The sequence below is a fragment of the Pontibacter qinzhouensis genome (assembly GCF_008017455.1).
Classification (GTDB): domain Bacteria; phylum Bacteroidota; class Bacteroidia; order Cytophagales; family Hymenobacteraceae; genus Pontibacter; species Pontibacter qinzhouensis.
In genome coordinates, this window is sequence record NZ_VRTY01000075.1 from 1 (window position 1) to 19360 (window position 19360).

The window sequence follows — 19360 nt, forward strand, 5'->3', positions numbered from 1 at the left end:
GTTTGGTAGCTTTACCCCTTAACAAACCTGGATGGCTTCATAGTTTTATAATCGCAACTTGAGTTAATTATTTACTCTAAGTTTTCAAATCCTGAATCAATTATTTATGCATTAAACCACTAAAAAATCAACAACCACCAATTATTCCAATGAAAACGGCCTTCCAAAGCTTTTTCAGTAAAAAAAGGTCAAGGGTTGGAGACAATCAGCAGCAGCCGCACAGAATTTATGAGCAGGTACGGTTGCAGGAAAACAGGCGGGGGTTTAGTAACTTTGAGGCGCTTTAACCAATAGCTTATGCTCACTTTCCGAAAGCTTGCTTCTATTACAGAGGGGGCTCTTGTTCAATTTGTGCAGGACTGGCCTGTGCTGGACTTGCTTACCGATAGCCGAAAGTTGTCGCAGCCGGCAGGTACAGTTTTTTTTGCCATCAGTGGCAAGTACAACAACGGGCATAAATTTATTTCGCAGCTCTATGCGCAGGGCGTGCGGCAGTTTGTGGTAGAAGAACTGCCGGTTGAAGAGCAAAGCAGGAGCTACCCAGAGGCTAATTTTTTGCAGGTTACTAGCAGTTTGGCTGCTTTGCAGACCGCTGCAGCCTGGCACCGGCAGCAGTTTAAAGTGCCGGTAATCGGCATAACGGGCAGCAATGGCAAAACCATTGTAAAGGAGTGGCTGGCACAGTTACTCACCCCCGATGAACTGGTTGTGAAAAGCCCCCGCAGCTACAACTCACAGGTTGGGGTGCCGCTCTCGGTGTGGCAGCTAAACGAAAAGCATACACTGGCAATTTTTGAGGCTGGCATTTCGCAACCTGCCGAAATGGAAAAACTGCAGCACATCATTCAGCCTACCATGGGTATATTTACGAATATAGGTAGCGCCCATAACCAGGGCTTCGACTCGGTAGCGCAGAAGGTTGCTGAAAAGCTGAAGCTCTTTGCACAAGCCGACCTGTTGTTTTACTGCGCCGATCATGAGCAGGTGCACGAGGCGGTGCAGGCAGGTAACATTGCCTCCTTTACCTGGTCCAGGAAGAGCAAAAAGGCCGATCTGATAATTTCAGGTACGACTATAGCCGGTGCTAAAACCATTGTAGTGTATACTTACCAGAGGCAGAAGCAACGCCTGGCTATTCCGTTTACCGACGATGCGTCTGTAGAAAACGCGCTGCATTGCCTGGCCGTGCTGCTGTACTGTGGCCTGTCGCTGGCCGACATCCAGAACCGCCTCGACAAGCTGCACCCGGTGGCTATGCGCCTCGAAATGAAAGAAGCCATAAACGGTTGCTACCTCATAGACGATACTTACAACAACGACCTTGCCGGCCTGGCCATTGCGCTCGACCTGCTGGCCAGCCAGCCACAACGCGGCAAACGTACCCTTATTCTGTCTGATTTACTGGAGTCGGGGGTGCCGGAGGAGGAGCTTTACCAGCAGGTGGCGGCCCTGGTGCGGGTAAAGAAAGTAGACAAAGTATGGGGAATTGGCCCAACCATTCAGAAGAACGCCGAAGCATTTGGCGGTACTGGCACATTTTACAGTGGTACTGCTGCCTTTCTGAAGCAGTTTAAAGCTGATGCTTTCCGGAATGAGGTTATTCTGATAAAAGGAGCCCGGGTGTTCGGGTTCGAAAAAATAGTGCAGGCCTTTCAGCAGAAGGTACATGGTACGGTGCTGGAGGTAAACCTGGATGCCCTGGTACACAACCTGAACTTTTACCGCTCCAGGCTGGCTCCCGACACCAGATTAATGGTGATGGTAAAGGCTTTTGCCTATGGCAGCGGCAGCTTCGAGGTTGCTAACCTGCTGCAGTTCCACCATGTAAACTACCTGGCTGTGGCTTATGCCGATGAAGGGGGGAGCCTGCGGGAACATGGTATTACCTTGCCCATTATGGTCATGAATCCCTCGGTAGACAGTTTTGCCAAGCTGCGCCAGTACAATCTGGAGCCCGAAATCTATTCGTTGGAGCTGCTGGAGCAGTTTCTTTTTGAGTCGGGTGGCGCGAATGCCAGGATTCACCTGAAGCTTGATACTGGCATGCACCGGCTAGGCTTTACCGAAAGCGATTTCGAAATGCTTTTCTATATGCTGGAGCAGCACCCAAAGGTGCAGGTAGTAAGTGTTTTTACGCACCTGGCTGGAGCAGACGAGGCCCTCCACAACGATTTCTCGGCCCGGCAAATCGCTAACTTCCGGCAACTATCGGAACAGGTAGAGGAGCGGCTGGGTTATAAAACGATCCGGCATGTGCTCAACTCGGCAGGTATTGTGCGCTTTCCGGAGCACCAGCTCGACATGGTGCGGTTGGGCATAGGCCTGTATGGCGTAGAGGCTACCGGAGCCGAGCAGGAGGCGCTACAGCCGGTAAGTACCCTGAAAACCACGGTATCGCAGGTAAAGGGCATTGGCAAAGGCGAAACCGTAGGCTATAGCCGCAAAGGAGTGGCTGCCGAGGCCAAAACCATTGCCACCATTGCTATTGGCTACGCCGATGGGTACGACCGCCGCTTCAGCAACGGCGTCGGCGAAGTAATTATAAACGGCAAGCGGGCTCCTATTATCGGCAATGTGTGCATGGACATGTGCATGGTAGATGTAACAAGCCTGGAGGTGAAAGCCGGTGATGAGGTAATTGTATTTGGGCCGCAACTGCCACTGGTGGAGCTGGCACAGAAAATCGGAACCATTCCTTACGAACTGCTCACCAATGTAAGTGCCCGGGTAAAACGCGTGTTTTTTGCCGAATAAGCGAAAGGCATATACTTTTTTGCCATGTCAATTATTCTAATGAAAATAGCCTTCCAAAGAGAAATCTGTCTTTTTCTTACTAGGGTTCAAGTTTTAAGGTGCTTCGTCAAATTAGAAATTCTCGATAATCTGCTTTCGGCCATTAATAAAAGGTGTTTTCTAACCTGAATTATCATTTTTGATGTAGCTACACTAAGTTTAAAACACTATTGTCTAAATCTTTTGCTTTAAAGAGGAACGCCTTGTAACTTGCAGTTGTTTATAACCAGTCTAAATAACGCAGGTGGTGGCGCAACAATCAAACAAAAAGCAGGCACAAAGAACTGTGCGCGATCTTAAAATTGGGGAATCTGGAGAGATTTCTGGCCTGAACGATCCGGAGATGGCTCTGAAGTTGCTCGAAATGGGATGTCTGCCCGGCACCTCTGTGAAGCTGAACAGCAAAGCTCCTCTAGGCGATCCTATCACAATTATTGTAAATGATTATACGCTCTCGTTGCGCCTGGACGAAGCAGAAACCATCTTGTTGAAAGATTAACTCTTATGGCTGTAACTACCCAAGCGAAAGAAAGACAGGCCAATCCGGTAGCACCTAAAGTGCAAATGGCAAAAGTGGCCCTTATTGGTAACCCGAACTCTGGTAAAACGTCACTTTTTAATCAGCTTACGGGCTTAAACCAGAAGGTCGGTAATTTCCCGGGTGTTACAGTAGATAAAAAAACAGGCGTTTGCCAGCTGGCTGCCCGGCAAAAAGTACAGATTATTGATTTACCCGGCACCTACAGCCTTTACCCGAAGTCGCTGGATGAGCGCGTGGTTATTAACCTGCTCTACGATGTAAGCTCTACCCACCAGCCAGACCTGGTTATTGTTACGGCCGATGCTTCTAACCTGAAGCGTAACCTCCTGCTGTTCACGCAGCTGGCCGACCTGCAGATTCCGGCGGTACTGGCCCTGAACATGGTAGATGTGGCAGAAGCTGAGGGTGTGAAAATTGACGTGCAGGCATTGCAGGAGCAATTAGGAGTGCCGGTTATTCCGGTTAATGCCCGGACAGGCACTGGTATGGCGGCCCTGAAAATTATAATGTCGCAGCAACTGCAGCCCACCCAGGAGAACTTTTACACTATTCCTGACGCTCTGCATGCAGTGGTAGGTCCTATAAAAGAGCGCTTTGGTCTCCGGAACGATTACCTGGCACTGCACTACGCGCACCAGGCCCGTGGGCTCAAGTTTCTGAAAGAAGCTGATATTACCTGGCTGGAACAACTGCTGGAGCAGGAAGCCTTTCATTCTAACACGCTGCAGGCAAACGAAACCATAGCCCGCTACACGCGCATAAACGAGCTGTTGCTGGATGTTGTGCGGGTAGAGAAGGCCGATAAAGACGAAAAGTTCAGCAACCGCCTCGACCAGATCCTGACACATAAGGTATTTGGCTACCTGATTTTCTTTACTATTTTATTTCTTGTTTTTCAGGCTGTTTTCTCCTGGGCTAGCTACCCCATGGACCTGATTGACGAAGGCATTGCCGGCTTAAACTCTCTCATACAAGAAAACTTTAGCGGCCCTCTGGTAAACCTGCTTACCGAAGGCGTGATTGCAGGCTTAGGTGGTGTGCTTATTTTTATTCCGCAGATTGCCCTGCTATTTGCATTTATTGCAGTGCTGGAAGAAACCGGCTATATGGCGCGCGTTACGTTTATGATGGATAGGATCATGCGCAAGTTCGGCCTGAATGGTAAATCGGTGGTGCCGCTTATTTCAGGAGTGGCTTGTGCTGTGCCTGCTATTATGTCGGCCCGCACCATCGAGAACTGGAAAGACCGCATGATCACGATCTTCGTAACTCCCTTAATGAGCTGCTCGGCCCGCATACCGGTTTATACGGTACTAATTGCCCTAGTCGTGCCAGATACTTATTATTTAGGGTTCCTGAACCTGCAGGGTATTGTGCTGATGGGGTTGTACCTGCTGGGCTTCCTGGCTGCCATTTTCTCGGCTCTGCTCCTGAAGGTGCTCCTGAAAGCGCGTGAGCGCAGCTATTTTATTATGGAGTTTCCGGTGTATAAAATGCCGCGCTGGAAAAACGTAGGGCTCACCATTTTCGAAAAGTCGAAGACCTTTGTGCTGGAGGCAGGTAAGGTAATTGTGGCCGTATCTATTGTGCTGTGGGTGCTGGCCTCTTATGGCCCCGGCAATAGCTTCGAAACTGCTGAGGAGCGGGCTCTGGAACAGGCAGAAGCTGCTAATTTATCTGAGCAGGAAACGGAGAACCTGGTTTCTTCTCTGCAATTAGAGTCATCTTATGCTGGCATTGTAGGTCGGTCCATAGAGCCAGCCATCAGGCCGCTGGGCTACGATTGGAAGATCGGGATTGCCTTGCTCACCTCTTTTGCTGCCCGCGAGGTGTTTGTAGGCACCATGTCTACGATCTACAGCATTGGCGAAGAAGAAAATGTTAGCACCATTAAGAACAAGCTGATGTCTGAAAAAGACGAAAATGGCGATCCTTTCTTTACGCCGGCACGCGCTTTCTCTCTTATGGTGTTTTACCTGTTTGCCATGCAATGCATCAGCACGCTGGCCATTGTACGCCGCGAAACCAAAAGCTGGACCTGGCCTATGGCGCAGCTGGTGTACATGAGTGGCCTGGCCTACGTAATGGCCTTTATCACCTATCAGATTTTTAGCTAAGGCTACGGCTGCACAAAATTAGAAATGATATCCATCAGGTTAAATTTCAGATAACCAATTTGGGGAACCTGGCTGGGAGGCCTTTAGCAATTATTTAACTGATGTTACGCACTCAGTAGGTTTCAGACTCTATTGTATTGATTTTTAGTCTATCTGCGAGCTGTTTTACAACCTTTTAAGTTCACTGCTCTCCACAAGCTTTCGCCTCGCCGGCTGGGCCTTACTTTTCTCCTTGATGAGAATAGAGGGCCCCTACCCCCAAAGCAAGCAAAAGAATCAAGACAATTTTGTCTAAAGGGGGGCCCTGCACCCCCACTCGCTGAAAGCTCTTTTTCGAGGGCCCCTTCCCCCACAAAAAATCGTCAATTGTGCGCTTGGTAAACTTTACAGCTTTGTAGTAAAAAGTGCTAATACTAACCTAATAAGAACTTACGACGTGATCTTGGAAAATAAAGTCTTACGTCTCAAAAATGCGTAACATCAATTATTTAAATTAAAAATGCCTTCCGGAGGGCTTTCAGCAGAAAAATCCTACGGAAGGCATTTTCTGTTACTCCACCTGTTACTTATAAATCAAAAATACTGCTGGTTGCTTGTGTATGTCCGGCAATGCCTGTTTCCAATCTGAAATAGTTTTGGTTTGGATGAGCTCGTGCTCCGGTGAGGTAATGTTGGCGGCAATGCAGAGGCGGGTGCTGGGGTGAAGTGTTTGCACCAGGTCTTCGAGCAGCTTGTTGTTGCGGTAAGGCGTTTCCATAAAAATCTGTGTCTGGTCGCGCTGCTGCATTTCTTTTTCGAGCTGGCGGAGAGCCTGCAGGCGGGGAGCCCGATCTATAGGCAAATACCCATGAAAAGCAAAGCGCTGGCCGTTAAAGCCGCTGGCCATCAGGCTTAGCAGTATAGCAGACGGACCGGAAAAAGGCACTACTTTAAGGCTTTTCTGATGCGCAAACTTTACCACCTCTGCACCCGGGTCTGCCACGCCTGGGCAACCTGCTTCCGAGATAATGCCGGCATCCTGCCCCTTCAGCACCAGCTCCAGCGACTTTTGTACCTGCGCAGGCGTGGCATCTTTATCTATCTGCACAAAGGTTAACCTCTCTATTACCAGCTCAGGGCAAATACTTTTAACAAACCGCCTGGCAGTCCGCAAATTCTCCACAATAAAGTAAGTAAGGTGCTGCACCGTTTCCTTTACCTGCAGCGATATAACTTTATCAGCAGTGCCATCGGCCAGTACAGTGGGTATCAGATACAAAATGCCTGGTTGTGCCATAGGGACTTCGTTAAATTAGGAAAATAAAATTTAGGGATTATGGCAAAAATGCTCTCATAAAAGCTAGCGGAGCTGTAAAGGTAGAAAGAAGAAATGTTTTTGCCTTGTGCTGTTGGTGTTGAAAAAAGACTGCCACAGCACTTGCTTAGGCTGTGGCAGTGCTGTTGCAGCTAGTAATAGTTTAATAACAAACGCAATTAGTGCATGCAATTAATACAAGCCTGCTATACCCTTGACAAAGTTCTGATGTAAAGTCTTCTGGAAGCTGTTTTCATTCAAATAACTGATGTTATGCACTAAGGATATCCAATTAAATTTTATAATCCCAACAAATTGCAGTCGCTGGCGCTTTAGCCTCAACTAAGAGCATAAATTTCCAGTTCTTGGGTTGAGCGCCTTTGCATGTTTCCGGTGCCGCAGGCAGCCTGAGCGCGAGCGAAGGCAGGAAAGATGCAGCAGCGCGATGCCCGAGAACGGGGCCTCGCGGCCTTGAGCGCTAAGACTTCTACAATGCAACAGTAAAGCCTAAGGGCACCGGATGAAACTGTTACCAAATGTATTAGAACCAAATTAAAGGTTTCAAATACCAGAAGTTGCGTAACATCATTCAAATAATCTGAAAACCAATAATGCTTTATATCTCTGCCTATCTGACAAAACCATTTTGCATGTACTTAGTGCTGGTCCAATTTAATTATAAGAAATGCTGTTTCCTGTAAATGAATTGCACCACGGGCAGCGGCCTTGGAATAATTTTCACGAGCGAGGACGCTAGCGCCAGCATAATTTTTAATTTGGCGCAGCACTAATGCGTCAGGAAGTTATATACTAGCTCATACACCTGGTCAGGAGCTTCGGCGTGTACCCAGTGGCCAGCGCCTGGCACAGTTTCAATTTCTACCTGGGTAAACAGGTGCTCGATGCAGGTATATTGGTCTTCCTGGGTTATGTACCTCGATCTGCCGCCTTTAATAAACAAAGCACTTTTCTTAAAAGGTACATCTGCGGTGATGGCAGCGCTGATGTTTTCGTAGTTCGTGTCGAGGCCGTTCAGGTTCATGCGCCAGCCAAAGGTGTTGTCTTCTTTGCGATAGATGTTCTTCATCAGGAATAAGCGCACATCAGGCTGGCTAATGGAGCGGGCAAGTTGCTCGTCTATTTGGCTGCGGGTGGTGGCAGTGCTCAGGTCTATCGATTTTAGCGCTTCTATAATCTCGTCGTGGTGCGGTGGGTAAGCCCGTGGTGCAATATCTACAACTATCAGTTTGGTAAGGCGTGTGGGGTGGGTAAGGGCAAATTTCATGGCTACTTTGCCACCCATCGAGTGCCCCATAATAGCAGGTGTGGGAATGTTCAGGTCATCGATCAGTTCCAGCACATCTTGGGCCATCAGTTCATAAGTGTGTTCGTCGGCGTGCGGCGAGCGGCCATGGTTGCGCAGGTCCACCAGAAATACGTTGTAATGCTCCGATAGTCGCTTTGCCAGCGTTTGCCAGTTGTCTAATGTGCCAAAGAGGCCATGCAGAATGAGCAGTGGCTGGCCATGGCCCATTTCTTTGTAGTGTAACTTCATGTGTTTATCTGTTCGTTAACAGTAGGGTGTATTTTTTAGTAGCATACGCAAGACCAGGTGCTAAGCTGCATGAGTACTTCGTCAAATTCGAAATTAGAACTTAAAACTACTCTGGGCATCTATTGTGTACGTCTTCTATATTTCACTGTAACCAAAAGTGGAGAAGCTTTGGCCGGCATTTTGCTGCATCAGTCACCATAAGGGGTGAAATTATTTGAATAAAAATAGTCTTCCAAAGGAATTTCATCAGAATTTAGTCAAGGGCGTTGCCAAGGTTTTGTGCATGCTCTTACTGGTCTGTTGCTTTGGTAGTTGAAATTTATACTTTTCGTGTTTTTTGCGGCAGGGGAGTGGCTTTGTTCTCTTTGTCGAAATCGGGGTTTACGAAAACTTTTTTGTACCCAAGCCGCTGGCTCACAAACGAAATAAAGTCATCTGTTTTATGCGCGTCTACGAGTGGTTTCATAAGCAGCACCACCTTTTTGCCTTTCCGCCTCACCACCATAATGTCTTTTGTCTGAAGCGACAAAATAATGGCTCCTGCACCTATAAAGGAAGAGATGGCTGTCACTATTACTTCTTCAGGTTGAGTATAGGTAGTTTGAGCGAGGTCAGAAAACACAAACCGGCTTAGCAGAGAATAGGCAGAAAAAAGCAGGCAGCAAATACCGAAGAGCAGCAGCAACTGCCAGTTTTTCATAACCTTGCCACTTTTAAGGGTTACAGAATCGATATCGGCGTAAGAAATGAATTTGTGCTTGCTCCGCAGCAGATGCAGCCCTTTCTTATCCACCCCAAACTGATTTGTAGAAAATTTGTATTTCATCTGCTTTCTGATATGCTGATTTAATTTGCTGAAAATTTCAGATTCATGCAAGTAAATCGATATTCAAATAAGTAGATATGCTGCTGCAGCAGCTGTAATTAAACTGCGCTTCCGGAGACTTTTTAAAGGCACAGAATGCAAGACACAAGTTTTTTTAGCTGCTAATCTGCCTGTCAACTATTTTGGGCCCATACGCTCGCAGGAGCTGCGCACACTGCGCGGTCTTCCCTGCTTAATTTCAATCAGCTATTTAACCTTTCAACAATCAGTAACTAACAAGCAGCAATTAAATTATGCTAATGAAAATACCCTCCAAAAGGGATTTTGCTGAAAATTGGTCAAGGGTTACTTTAGCTGGCGTAGGTAGAGCTGAATGGTATTCTCGAGGCCGAAGTAGAGGGCGTCACAGATGAGAGCATGGCCGATGCTTACCTCTTCCAGGCTTACCAGGTTGTTTTTAAGATACTGCAGGTTGTCAAGATCAAGGTCGTGGCCGGCGTTTAAACCCAGGCCAAGTTCCTGCGCTTTTTGGGCCGCTCTGGCATAAGGTGCTATGGCAGCTTCGCGGTTCTGGTGGTAATGGCTGGCGTAAGCCTCGGTGTACAGTTCTATCCGGTCAGTTTTTACCAGGGCAGCGCCTTCTACCATAGCCTCGTCGGGGTCCACGAAAATAGAGGTGCGGATACCAAGTTCCTTCAGCTCCAGTATAACATCGGTCAGGAAGTCTTTGTGCCGGATGGTATCCCAGCCAGCATTGGAGGTGATGGCATCAGGGGCATCGGGTACGAGTGTGGCCTGCTCCGGCTTCACCGCCTTTACCAGCTTCAGGAAATCGGGTGTCGGGTTGCCTTCTATGTTAAATTCGGTAGTTACAATTTGCTTCAGGTCGTACACATCCTGAAAGCGAATGTGGCGCTCGTCTGGGCGCGGGTGCACGGTTATGCCCTGTGCCCCGAAACGTTCACAATCTTTTGCCACCTGCACAACATTTGGCCTGTCGCCACCGCGGGCGTTACGAAGCGTGGCTATTTTGTTTATATTTACGCTCAGCTTAGTCATCATCTTTTTAATACTCCTGGCACAGTGGCCGGGATAGAACATAGGTTTACGAAACGACTAAATTAATCAATTTTGTTTAAGATGATACCTATTGGTGCTTGCACAGGCTGCGTATAATGCCAGAAAAAGCACCAGCTCAAAAATTTAAGAAAAATAAAATATAAAGCTATGACCCTAAAAGAAAGAGTAGAAGCCGATATTAAGCAGGCTGTGCTGGCCAAAGATAAAACCCGTTTGCAGGCACTGCGCAGCATTAAATCGCAGATTTTGCTGGCCGAAACAGAAAAAGGCGGCGGCGAAGCATTGTCGCAAGACACCGAAATGAAACTTCTGACCAAAGCCGCGAAACAACGCCGCGAATCGGCAGAAGTATTTGCCAAACAAAACCGCTCCGACCTGGAGGAGGTAGAGCTGGCGGAGCTTTCTGTAATAGAAAGTTACCTGCCAAAGCAGCTCGACGAAGGCGAACTGCGTGTGCGCCTGGTAGATATCATTCAGCGTGTAGGGGCCACTGGCCCATCTGATTTAGGTAAAGTTATGGGCGTGGCCTCCAAAGAACTGGCTGGTCTGGCCGATGGTCGTGCTATTTCTAATGCTGTAGGCGCACTCCTGAACAACACCGACTTTTAAGGATTACCCTTGACCGATTTTTGAAAAAAAAGCTTCTGAAGGCTGTTTTCATCTGAATAATTGGTTGCTGGCTGTTAAATTGTTGATTGTTGGGAGGCTAAATTGCTGTATTGATAAATGGCTAATTGAAATTAAGCAGCAAAGACCTCGCAGCGTGCGAAGCTCCTGCGAGTGTCTGGGCTAGATAAATATGAGCCTTAAAACATAAAAAAAAGCTTCTCAAGGCCATTTTCATGCAAATAACTTGGCGACATTCCTTCACTGGAGCACTACAGATTGAAATTATTTATCACAGAATTAAGTTAAGTATTTGGCAGAAGCAGCTATAGCAGTTGCTTCTGCTTTAATTTTATCCGAATTGAGTACATTCGATATTTTTCTGGCGCTACCACTCTTGTATGGCGCCTTTGTAGGTTTCCGGAAGGGGCTGTTGCTGGAGCTAGTGTCGCTTTTTGCCTTGGTACTGGCTATTTTGCTGGGGCTCAAACTACTCGACTCCGCAATTCCTGTTATGCAAGACTTTGTAGGCGATGCCGGCGCGCTGCTGCCATATGTTACGTTTCTGGTGGTGTTTGTCGCTATTATTCTGGGGGTTCGCGTTATTGGGCTTCTCCTGAAAAAAGTGCTGGACTTTACTCCCTTCGGTTTCTTCGATAATTTTCTGGGAGGTGTGTTGGGTGCCCTGAAATGGTGCTTTGCCCTGAGCCTGCTCCTGTACATTTCAGACCTGGCCGGCATCAGCATTACCCCAGAAACAGCTGCCAGTTCTACTATTTACCCCTATGTGCTAAAAGCAACACCCTACGCACTAGATGTAATCGGTTATGTAATCCCGTTTGTAAAAGCGCTATTTCAATCTGTTACAGATCATTTTTAAAGGATTTGGAGATGAATGTTGATTTGAAAATTTGGAGATGAGAAATTTGAAGATTATATATAATGTGCTTATGGTAAACAACCAACAGCGCCAGCATCACTAAAGTCTTCATGAAGACCATTTTAATTCAGATAATTCTGATTTATTACCTGCAGCTCTGGTTCTGGCTGTACTTAGAGTCTTTAATCCCTACAATTTCAAGTCTCCAAATCAATAAATCTTCAAATTGAAAAAGAATGCTCCTGCTACTCGATAACTTCGATTCCTTTACCTACAACCTGGTTGATTACTTTGGGCAGCTGGGGGTGGAGGCGCATGTGCTTCGGAACGATGTGCCGCTGCAGGAGCTAAAGCAGTTGCCTATAGAGGCCATTGTGTTGTCGCCAGGGCCGGGGGTGCCAGAGCAGGCAGGATGTTTGATAGAGGTAATCAGGGAATACCACGAAAAAGTGCCGATATTGGGTATTTGCCTGGGGCATCAGGCATTAGGGGAATTTTTTGGGGCAAAGCTCGAAAAAGGAATACGGCCGATGCATGGCAAACTGTCAGAGATCAGGTGCCTGCCTGACGCCATTTTTAAAGATCTGCCAGAAAAAATGCAGGTGGTGCGCTACCATTCGCTGGTGCTGCAGCATACGCCACCCGCTATTGTACCGCTGGCCCACACCGCCGAAGGCGAGCTGATGGCTTTCAGGCACGCGAGGCTGCCACTTTATGCGTTACAGTTTCATCCGGAGGCCGCCCTCACGACTTATGGTTTACGTTTGCTTCATAATTGGCTTACAATTGCTAATATTGCGTAAATGTAACAAAGAGTATTCCCGAAGTTGTTATTAGCTTATTAACTATTATTAAATCCAATGAATCTACAGGTCAGAGAAGAAGGCGACTTTAAATTTATAGACGAGGGAGAAGGTGAAGTATTACTGCTATTGCACGGGCTTTTTGGCGCTCTGAGTAACTGGCAGGGCGTGGTTGATTATTTCTCTAAAGATTACCGCGTCATTATTCCGCTCATGCCCATCTATGAAATGCCTTTGTACAAAGCAGGCGTGCCAGGTCTGGTTGGTTTTGTAGAAGATTTTGTTAACTTTAAAAAGTTAAATAACCTGACACTGCTCGGTAACTCGCTCGGTGGGCATGTGGGGCTTGTATTTACGCTTAAAAACCCGAAAAATGTAAAGCGGCTGGTCCTGACGGGTAGTTCCGGGCTTTTTGAGGATTCTATGGGCGGTTCTTTTCCGAAGCGGGGAAATTACAACTATGTGAAGGAGCGTACGGAGCACACCTTTTACAGGCCCGAAACGGCCACTAAAGAGCTCGTAGATGAGGTGTTCGACATAACGAACAGCAATTCGAAGTGCCTGCGCATTATTTCTATCGCTAAGTCGGCCCAGCGCCACAACATGGCAAAAGACATTACGCAGATAACCGTGCCGACATTGCTCATTTGGGGGCTGAACGACACCATTACGCCTCCTATAGTAGCGCATGAGTTTGCCCGGCTCATTAAAAACTCGGAGCTTTACTTTATAGACCAATGCGGACATGCTCCCATGATGGAACATTCGGAGAAGTTTAACAGTATCTTTAAAAGATTCTTAACCCGAACCAAAACAGCAGAAACAGTCACATGATTGCAGAAGAGCTCATAAACCAAATGATTCCACCGCTCAAGGTCTACGACACCGTAGACAAGGCCTTGCGCTGGATGGATGAATTTCGTGTAAACGAGCTCGCCGTTGCCCGAAATCGCAAATATATTGGCCTTGCTACAGAGGTTAGCCTCATTGAACTCAACGACCGTAACCTGACCCTGGAGCAGGTAAAGCTGGAGTTTCAGGATGTGCACGTCATGCACTTTCAGCACTTTTATGATGTGATGGAAGTGGCCATTAAAAACAAGATACAGGTAGTGCCTGTGCTGGACGAAGTGCAGGAGTTCATGGGCATTATAACGATTAACGATACCCTGGCTGCCTTTGGCCAGATGTCGGCGCTGCAGGGGCAGGGCAGCATACTGGTGCTCTCCATGCCGGAGCGCGACTACTCCCTGAGCCAGATCAGCCGCCTGATAGAAGAAGAAAATGCCAAAATACTAAGTGCCTACGTCTCGCCCGACGAGCTGGACCCTTACAATATTAAGCTTACCTTAAAGCTTAACACCACCGACCTTACCCGTATTATCGCCACCCTTGAGCGATTTGAATACCGCATTACGGCCCAGTTTCAGGACGGGTCTAACTACGATGTGGGCAGAGACCGACTGGACATGTTGCTGAAGTACCTGGATATCTGATACCCGTATGCCCCTGTTCCGGTTGCGTTTTGTATTGTTGCTCTTCACGGGGCTGGCAGTAAGCCTTGCAACTCAGGCAGGAACCTGCGATAACAGCTATTTTATAGTGTCGGAGGTTGATTTCGAAGGAAATGAGACCACCAGAGAAAAGGTATTGCTCCTGGAGCTGGATTTTATTCCTGGCGATACAATTGTATCTGAACAGGTAGAAGCGCGGCTGGAAGAAAACCGCAGACGCCTCCTGAACCTGCGTCTTTTCCACGAAGTAGGGTTCCGGTACGATTGCGAAGGAGGGCAGCTGGCAGTTGTGTTCTTTATGCAGGAACGCTGGTACCTGTACCCTGTGCTCATCTTCGACTTCGCCGACCGAAACTTTAACGCCTGGTTGGAGAAAAAAGACCTCAAGCGACTCGATTATGGTATAACCCTTACCAGGCGCAACTTCAGGGGGCGCAACGAGGATGTGCGGCTCAGGCTGCAACATGGCTTTAACCGCAGGCTGGAGCTGTCGTACAGGGTGCCTTACATTAGCCACCGACTTAAGTTAGGCCTCGACCTCGGTTTGGCCCATTACCGCAGCCGCACCATTAATATTGCCAACGCTTATAACCGGCAGCGGTTCCTGTTGCAGGAGGATGTGTACCCGATTCAGCGTAGCGCTCTTTCTGTAGGGCTCGTGCACAGGCAGAGTGTGCAGCGGCAGGAAACATTCAGGTTCTCGCTGCACCAGGAACAAATATCGGACTCGGCCCTGAGCAGAAACCCTGATTATTTTCGGAATCAGCTGCGGGAGAGGCAGTATGCCCGCTTCGAATTAGCTAAGGTGGTGAACCTGCGCAATAATTTCTCCTACCCCTCGTCTGGCCGTTATTTCGATGCTTCGGTTACACAAGCTGTATTCTTTCAAAACTCAGGCGCTCCTGTAACAACAGTTCGTGCAAAGTTTGCCGAATATTTTCAGCTATCAGACAAATACTTTTATGCCGCAGCTGCAGAAGGGCAAATGCGCCTATCGGAGCATTACGCCTTTGCCGACAATGTGGCGCTTGGTTTCAGGTCGCTGGTGCGTGGCTACGAATTATTTGTGGTGGGTGGGCAGCACTACGGGCTCCTGAAGCAGGGCTTGTCGAGGGAATTAGTCAATATCAGCGGTTTCAGGATAAAACAACTTAAAAGTGCCAAATTTAACCGCATTCCGCTTGCCGTTTATTTAAATGCCTTTGCTGATGCCGGTTACGTAAACGACGACATTTACTACGAGAGCAATCAGTTTACAAATAAATTCCTGCTAGGTGGTGGCCTGGGCCTGCATGTAGTTACGTTTTATGACATGGTGCTGCGCATGGAATATACGCTAAACCGAGAAGGCAATAAAGGACTCTATGTTACCACAGGATTTCCTTTCTAGCTTACGGGGCTGTGCATTGAATTCCTACACGATGCATGCAAATCAAAAAGCAATACACATAAACTTTAATCTTTCTGTTTTATATGAAGATGGGAGCTTATGTTGTAAGCTTATATTGCAGCTGTCAAGTTCGCTTAGAAATAACTTAATGTAAATTATTTAAATGAAAATGGCCTTCTAAAGACAGATTCTTTAATTTACGTCTTTGGCAATTTGCATGAGGAACAACTAACAAGGCTAAAGTCCAAAACCAGGTATTTTACAAACTATTACAACAAGCCATGCGTATTGCCTTTCACGCCAGTTTCATCATGCGTCTAACTTCTGATTTATGAGAATAGCTATACTTGGCAAACCATTTTCTGATGAAACAGCGCCCTTTATTCAGGTGCTATTTGATGAGCTGGTTCGCAGAAAAGCAGAATTGTATATAGTCGATCATTTTAAACAGTTCATAAGCAACACCATCGCTATACCGGATGCTGTACAGTCGTTTACAAGAGGCGACAGGCTCGAAGGGGTAGATGTAGTCTTCAGTATTGGCGGCGATGGTACCCTGCTCGATTCAGTTACTTACGTAGGAGCGCAGCAAATCCCGATTATGGGCATCAATACAGGGCGTCTTGGGTTTCTGGCCACCATTCCGCACGATAGCATAACGACTGCCCTTGATGCTCTTTACAAAGGCAGGTATACTATAGATGAAAGAGCTTTAATAAGAGTTGATTCTGATCTGGATGTTTTTGAAGGGATCAATTTCGGGCTTAATGAATTTAGTGTGCTCAAACGCGACACCTCCTCCATGATTGTCGTGCACACGTATATTGATGGGGAATACCTGAATTCGTATTGGGCAGATGGCCTGGTAGTAGCCACGCCAACAGGTTCAACAGGCTATTCGCTTAGTTGCGGAGGCCCCCTGGTGCTGCCTCAAACAGGCAACTTCGTAATCTCGCCTGTATGTCCTCATAACTTAAACGTGCGCCCCATGATTGTGTCTGACAGAAGCGTGATCTCGTTTGAGGTGGAAGGCCGCAGCAGCAGTTACCTGGCTTCCTTAGATTCTAGGTCGGTTTCAGTAGACATGAACGTACAGTTAGCCGTAAGAAGAGAAAGTTTTACAGCAAGACTCATAAAATTGCATCATGTGAATTTTTTATCAACTTTGCGTAATAAGCTCAATTGGGGTTACGATAAGCGAAATGTGCTGTTAGGTTAATTCCATGTAAAATATTTATATTTTATTTTATTTGTAATTGTTTAGCTATATATTTGTCAGTCATAATATTAATTTGGAAGAGTTGCTGCCACAATAATAAAAGCGTGCCATGAAGAAAATTTCTACTCTTATTATTTTTATCCTAGTCATAGTGCTTGCTGACGTAATGGATGCAGATGCCCAGCGTCGCTTTACTGCACGCCAGCGGTACAGCTCTGTAGGCGTTACAGTTGGCGCTATGAACTACTTCGGCGACATTGTGCCCAAAGTGAACTTTTCCAGCTTCAGCACAAATGCAACAAGACCTTCGGTTGGTGTTAATTTTACTCGCCGTGTAAGACCAAGAGTTTCGTTAAGAGGAGGGTTTACCTGGGGCAGAATTTCAGGAGATGATGTAAATAGCAACCTAGGCAATGAGGCTGAAAACGTAGGCCGTTTTAGAAGAAATCTTTCGTTCAGAAATGACATTAAAGAATTAAGTGGTGTGGCTATTTTTGACTTGTTCGAAAACAGAAACAGATACCAGCTTCGTCCGGATTTCGTGCCTTACGGATTTATTGGTGTAGCTGTATTCCACCACAATCCAAAGGCATACTATGAAAGAGGTTCTCATCCGGGGCTTTCTGAAAGTCAAGACATTGCCACAGGTTGGTACGCTCTTCAGCCTTTAGGTACAGAAGGCCAGTATACTAACCTGGAAGGCACTGCTAGCCCCTATAGCCGAATTCAGATTGCAATACCTGTTGGTGTTGGATTACGTTACAGACTTAACAGATTCTGGGATTTAAGTTTAGAAGTTGGCTGGAGAAAAACCTTTACAGATTATCTGGATGATGCCAGCAGAGGATACGTTTCGAAATCAGATATCCTTGCCGGAACAAGCAGTAACCCGCGTGCTGCCGCTATTTTCTCTGATAGAAGCGCTGAAGGTCCTTTCCGGTCAGAAGTTCAGCCTGACCCAAGCGGTACTCCTTATGGCCGTCTTTCTGGTTACGGTACACCGCAGAACCAGACCCGTGGCAACAGAACAGACGACGACTGGTATTTTACAACAAGTTTCCAGTTAAGCTATATTCTTAACACGGCACCAAGAAGACCTAAGTTTAGATAATAGTTTGAGCAACTCATCGTTGTTATCCAAACTCAGTTCAATTTACTACATGACTTTAAGTACATTTAAGCATACACTCCTTATTTGCCTGATGGCGCAAATAGGGAGTGTTTTTTTTGGTCAGGCGGCCTTTGGGCAGTCACAGTCCTACATCACTACAAGTGAGATTGGCGGCGGTATAGGTGGGGTAAATTATAAAGGGGAAATTGCGCCTTCTTACAGGCTTCTGAATAACCAGCCCGCGCTCAACCTGTTTTATAGAAGAGATATTTCTGCGCCAATAACGTTACGCGGAGGTCTGGTGGCAAGCCACCGGATTATAGACGATAATACGTTTAGTGATGAGGCTTTTAACCTGCCCTTGCCAAACTACAGGCAAGCCGACTTAAGAATGTCGTTGCTCGAACTGTCGGCAGTAATGGAGTATAATTTCCTTGATTATTACGATTTTACCCAGCCAATCAGAATATCTCCCTACTTTTTTGCCGGCGTTGCCGGTTTTCTTTACAACCAGAAAACAACGTTTGAAAATACCACACTGCAAAATCAGGAAGAGCCTTTCAGAACAACATTGGGTGTGGCCATACCGTTTGGGGTAGGAATAAAATATGCGCTGAGCAGACATTGGAACCTTGGTCTGGAGTTTGGCGCCCGCAAGCTGTTTAACGATAATATCGACAACCTCTACGGCCAGGATAAAAGAATATCCAACCCTTACGACAACGACTGGTATTTTTATAACGGCATTAGTATATCCTACACTTTCTACAGAATTAATTGTCCTCCAGTTTATAAGAACAAGCCCGGATTGCTAGATTAGCAGGTTTAAATTTTACAAATTTGTCTTGCATTTTGTAACTTGCAAGGAAATTTGATTAAATGAGTTTAAAGGAACAAGTTGATCTGGACAATTTACCCAAGCACATTGCCGTTATCATGGACGGAAATGGGAGATGGGCGAAGCAACGTGGCGGTTTACGGATATTCGGGCACCAAAGTGCGATTACGGCTGTTAAAGAAACAGTAGAAGGCGCAGCAGAGCTTGGGGTAAAGTATCTTACATTATATGCCTTCTCTACGGAAAATTGGTCTAGGCCGGCAATAGAAGTATCGGCACTTATGCAGTTGCTGGTTTCTACTATCCGAAAAGAAACTGCCACGCTTAACAAAAATAACATCAGGCTGCAAACAATAGGAGACACAACTAGTCTTCCGAAATCGTGCCAGAGGGAGCTACTTGAAGCAATAGAACTGACCAAAGAGAATACCCGCATGACACTTGTGCTAGCTTTGAGCTATAGTGGCCGCTGGGATATAAAACAGGCTGTTCAGCGACTTGCAGTTGATGTGGCAAATGGTACCCTTGCAGCTGCTGATGTAGAGGAGGCAGCTATAGAGCAATACCTTTCTACGGCGGGCATGCCCGAGCCAGAACTCATGATCAGAACTAGCGGTGAAATGAGAATAAGTAATTTCCTGCTTTGGCAACTAGCTTATACTGAACTTTACATTACGGAACTGCTTTGGCCAGATTTTAGGAAAGAGCACCTTTATGAAGCTATTTTATCTTATCAGCGTCGTGAACGGCGATTTGGTAAGACCAGTGAACAACTAACCAAGTAATATTTTAT

The 19360-nt window shown here is 46.7% G+C and carries 17 protein-coding genes; 13 read left to right on the top strand and 4 right to left on the bottom strand.

Annotation, left to right across the window (positions count from 1 at the left end):
* Positions 1-297 precede the first annotated feature (297 nt).
* The 3 genes from FVR03_RS17250 to feoB all read left to right on the top strand — a co-directional run bounded on the left by FVR03_RS17250 (position 298) and on the right by feoB (position 5451).
* Entirely contained in the window at positions 298-2754 is a 2457-nt protein-coding gene (locus FVR03_RS17250) for a bifunctional UDP-N-acetylmuramoyl-tripeptide:D-alanyl-D-alanine ligase/alanine racemase (protein WP_147923014.1), read from the top strand.
* Between the two features lie 325 nt (positions 2755-3079).
* On the top strand, positions 3080-3292 hold the full coding sequence (locus tag FVR03_RS17255) for a FeoA family protein (RefSeq protein WP_255474278.1): 213 nt from the start codon (positions 3080-3082) through the stop codon (positions 3290-3292).
* A 5-nt stretch (positions 3293-3297) separates the two neighbouring features.
* The gene (gene feoB, locus FVR03_RS17260) at positions 3298-5451 is read left to right on the top strand and encodes a ferrous iron transport protein B (RefSeq protein WP_147923016.1); all 2154 of its coding nucleotides are present in this window, start codon (positions 3298-3300) and stop codon (positions 5449-5451) included.
* 562 nt (positions 5452-6013) lie between these two features.
* Here feoB and FVR03_RS17265 read toward each other — a convergent pair.
* The 4 genes from FVR03_RS17265 to FVR03_RS17280 all read right to left on the bottom strand — a co-directional run bounded on the left by FVR03_RS17265 (position 6014) and on the right by FVR03_RS17280 (position 10185).
* A complete protein-coding gene (locus FVR03_RS17265) occupies positions 6014-6727 on the bottom strand; it encodes an SAM-dependent methyltransferase (RefSeq protein ID WP_147923017.1) in 714 nt (237 codons plus the stop codon).
* Positions 6728-7532: 805 nt separating this feature from the next.
* Positions 7533-8300, bottom strand: coding sequence for an alpha/beta fold hydrolase (locus FVR03_RS17270; RefSeq protein WP_147923018.1), 768 nt, complete (start codon positions 8298-8300; stop codon positions 7533-7535).
* A 319-nt stretch (positions 8301-8619) separates the two neighbouring features.
* Positions 8620-9126 carry a hypothetical protein gene (locus tag FVR03_RS17275; RefSeq protein WP_147923019.1) on the bottom strand — a complete coding sequence of 169 codons (507 nt, stop codon included), beginning with the start codon at positions 9124-9126 and terminating at the stop codon, positions 8620-8622.
* A gap of 345 nt (positions 9127-9471) precedes the next feature.
* Complete coding sequence (locus tag FVR03_RS17280; RefSeq protein ID WP_147923040.1) at positions 9472-10185, bottom strand: pyridoxine 5'-phosphate synthase; 714 nt, start codon at positions 10183-10185, stop codon at positions 9472-9474.
* Positions 10186-10353: 168 nt separating this feature from the next.
* On the opposite strand from FVR03_RS17280, the gene FVR03_RS17285 reads away from it, so the two are divergent.
* The 10 genes from FVR03_RS17285 (at position 10354) to uppS (ending at position 19352) form a co-directional block, all read left to right on the top strand.
* Positions 10354-10815 (top strand): GatB/YqeY domain-containing protein, encoded by a 462-nt coding sequence (locus FVR03_RS17285; protein ID WP_147923020.1) that lies wholly within the window; start codon positions 10354-10356, stop codon positions 10813-10815.
* A 358-nt stretch (positions 10816-11173) separates the two neighbouring features.
* Entirely contained in the window at positions 11174-11692 is a 519-nt protein-coding gene (locus FVR03_RS17290; protein WP_147923021.1) for a CvpA family protein, read from the top strand.
* 236 nt (positions 11693-11928) lie between these two features.
* The gene (locus FVR03_RS17295) at positions 11929-12495 is read left to right on the top strand and encodes an anthranilate synthase component II (RefSeq protein WP_147923022.1); all 567 of its coding nucleotides are present in this window, start codon (positions 11929-11931) and stop codon (positions 12493-12495) included.
* A 57-nt stretch (positions 12496-12552) separates the two neighbouring features.
* Positions 12553-13329 (top strand): alpha/beta fold hydrolase, encoded by a 777-nt coding sequence (locus tag FVR03_RS17300; protein ID WP_147923023.1) that lies wholly within the window; start codon positions 12553-12555, stop codon positions 13327-13329.
* Complete coding sequence (locus tag FVR03_RS17305) at positions 13326-13991, top strand: cbs domain containing protein (RefSeq protein WP_147923024.1); 666 nt, start codon at positions 13326-13328, stop codon at positions 13989-13991. The genes FVR03_RS17300 and FVR03_RS17305 overlap by 4 nt, the downstream gene beginning before the upstream one ends.
* Positions 13992-13998: 7 nt before the next feature.
* On the top strand, positions 13999-15399 hold the full coding sequence (locus FVR03_RS17310) for a BamA/TamA family outer membrane protein (protein WP_147923025.1): 1401 nt from the start codon (positions 13999-14001) through the stop codon (positions 15397-15399).
* 331 nt (positions 15400-15730) lie between these two features.
* Positions 15731-16618 carry an NAD kinase gene (locus FVR03_RS17315; protein WP_147923026.1) on the top strand — a complete coding sequence of 296 codons (888 nt, stop codon included), beginning with the start codon at positions 15731-15733 and terminating at the stop codon, positions 16616-16618.
* 109 nt (positions 16619-16727) lie between these two features.
* On the top strand, positions 16728-17729 hold the full coding sequence (locus FVR03_RS17320) for a DUF6089 family protein (protein WP_147923027.1): 1002 nt from the start codon (positions 16728-16730) through the stop codon (positions 17727-17729).
* A 49-nt stretch (positions 17730-17778) separates the two neighbouring features.
* Entirely contained in the window at positions 17779-18549 is a 771-nt protein-coding gene (porG, locus tag FVR03_RS17325) for a type IX secretion system protein PorG (RefSeq protein WP_147923028.1), read from the top strand.
* A 59-nt stretch (positions 18550-18608) separates the two neighbouring features.
* Entirely contained in the window at positions 18609-19352 is a 744-nt protein-coding gene (uppS, locus tag FVR03_RS17330; RefSeq protein WP_147923029.1) for an undecaprenyl pyrophosphate synthase, read from the top strand.
* The last annotated feature ends 8 nt before the right edge of the window (positions 19353-19360 follow it).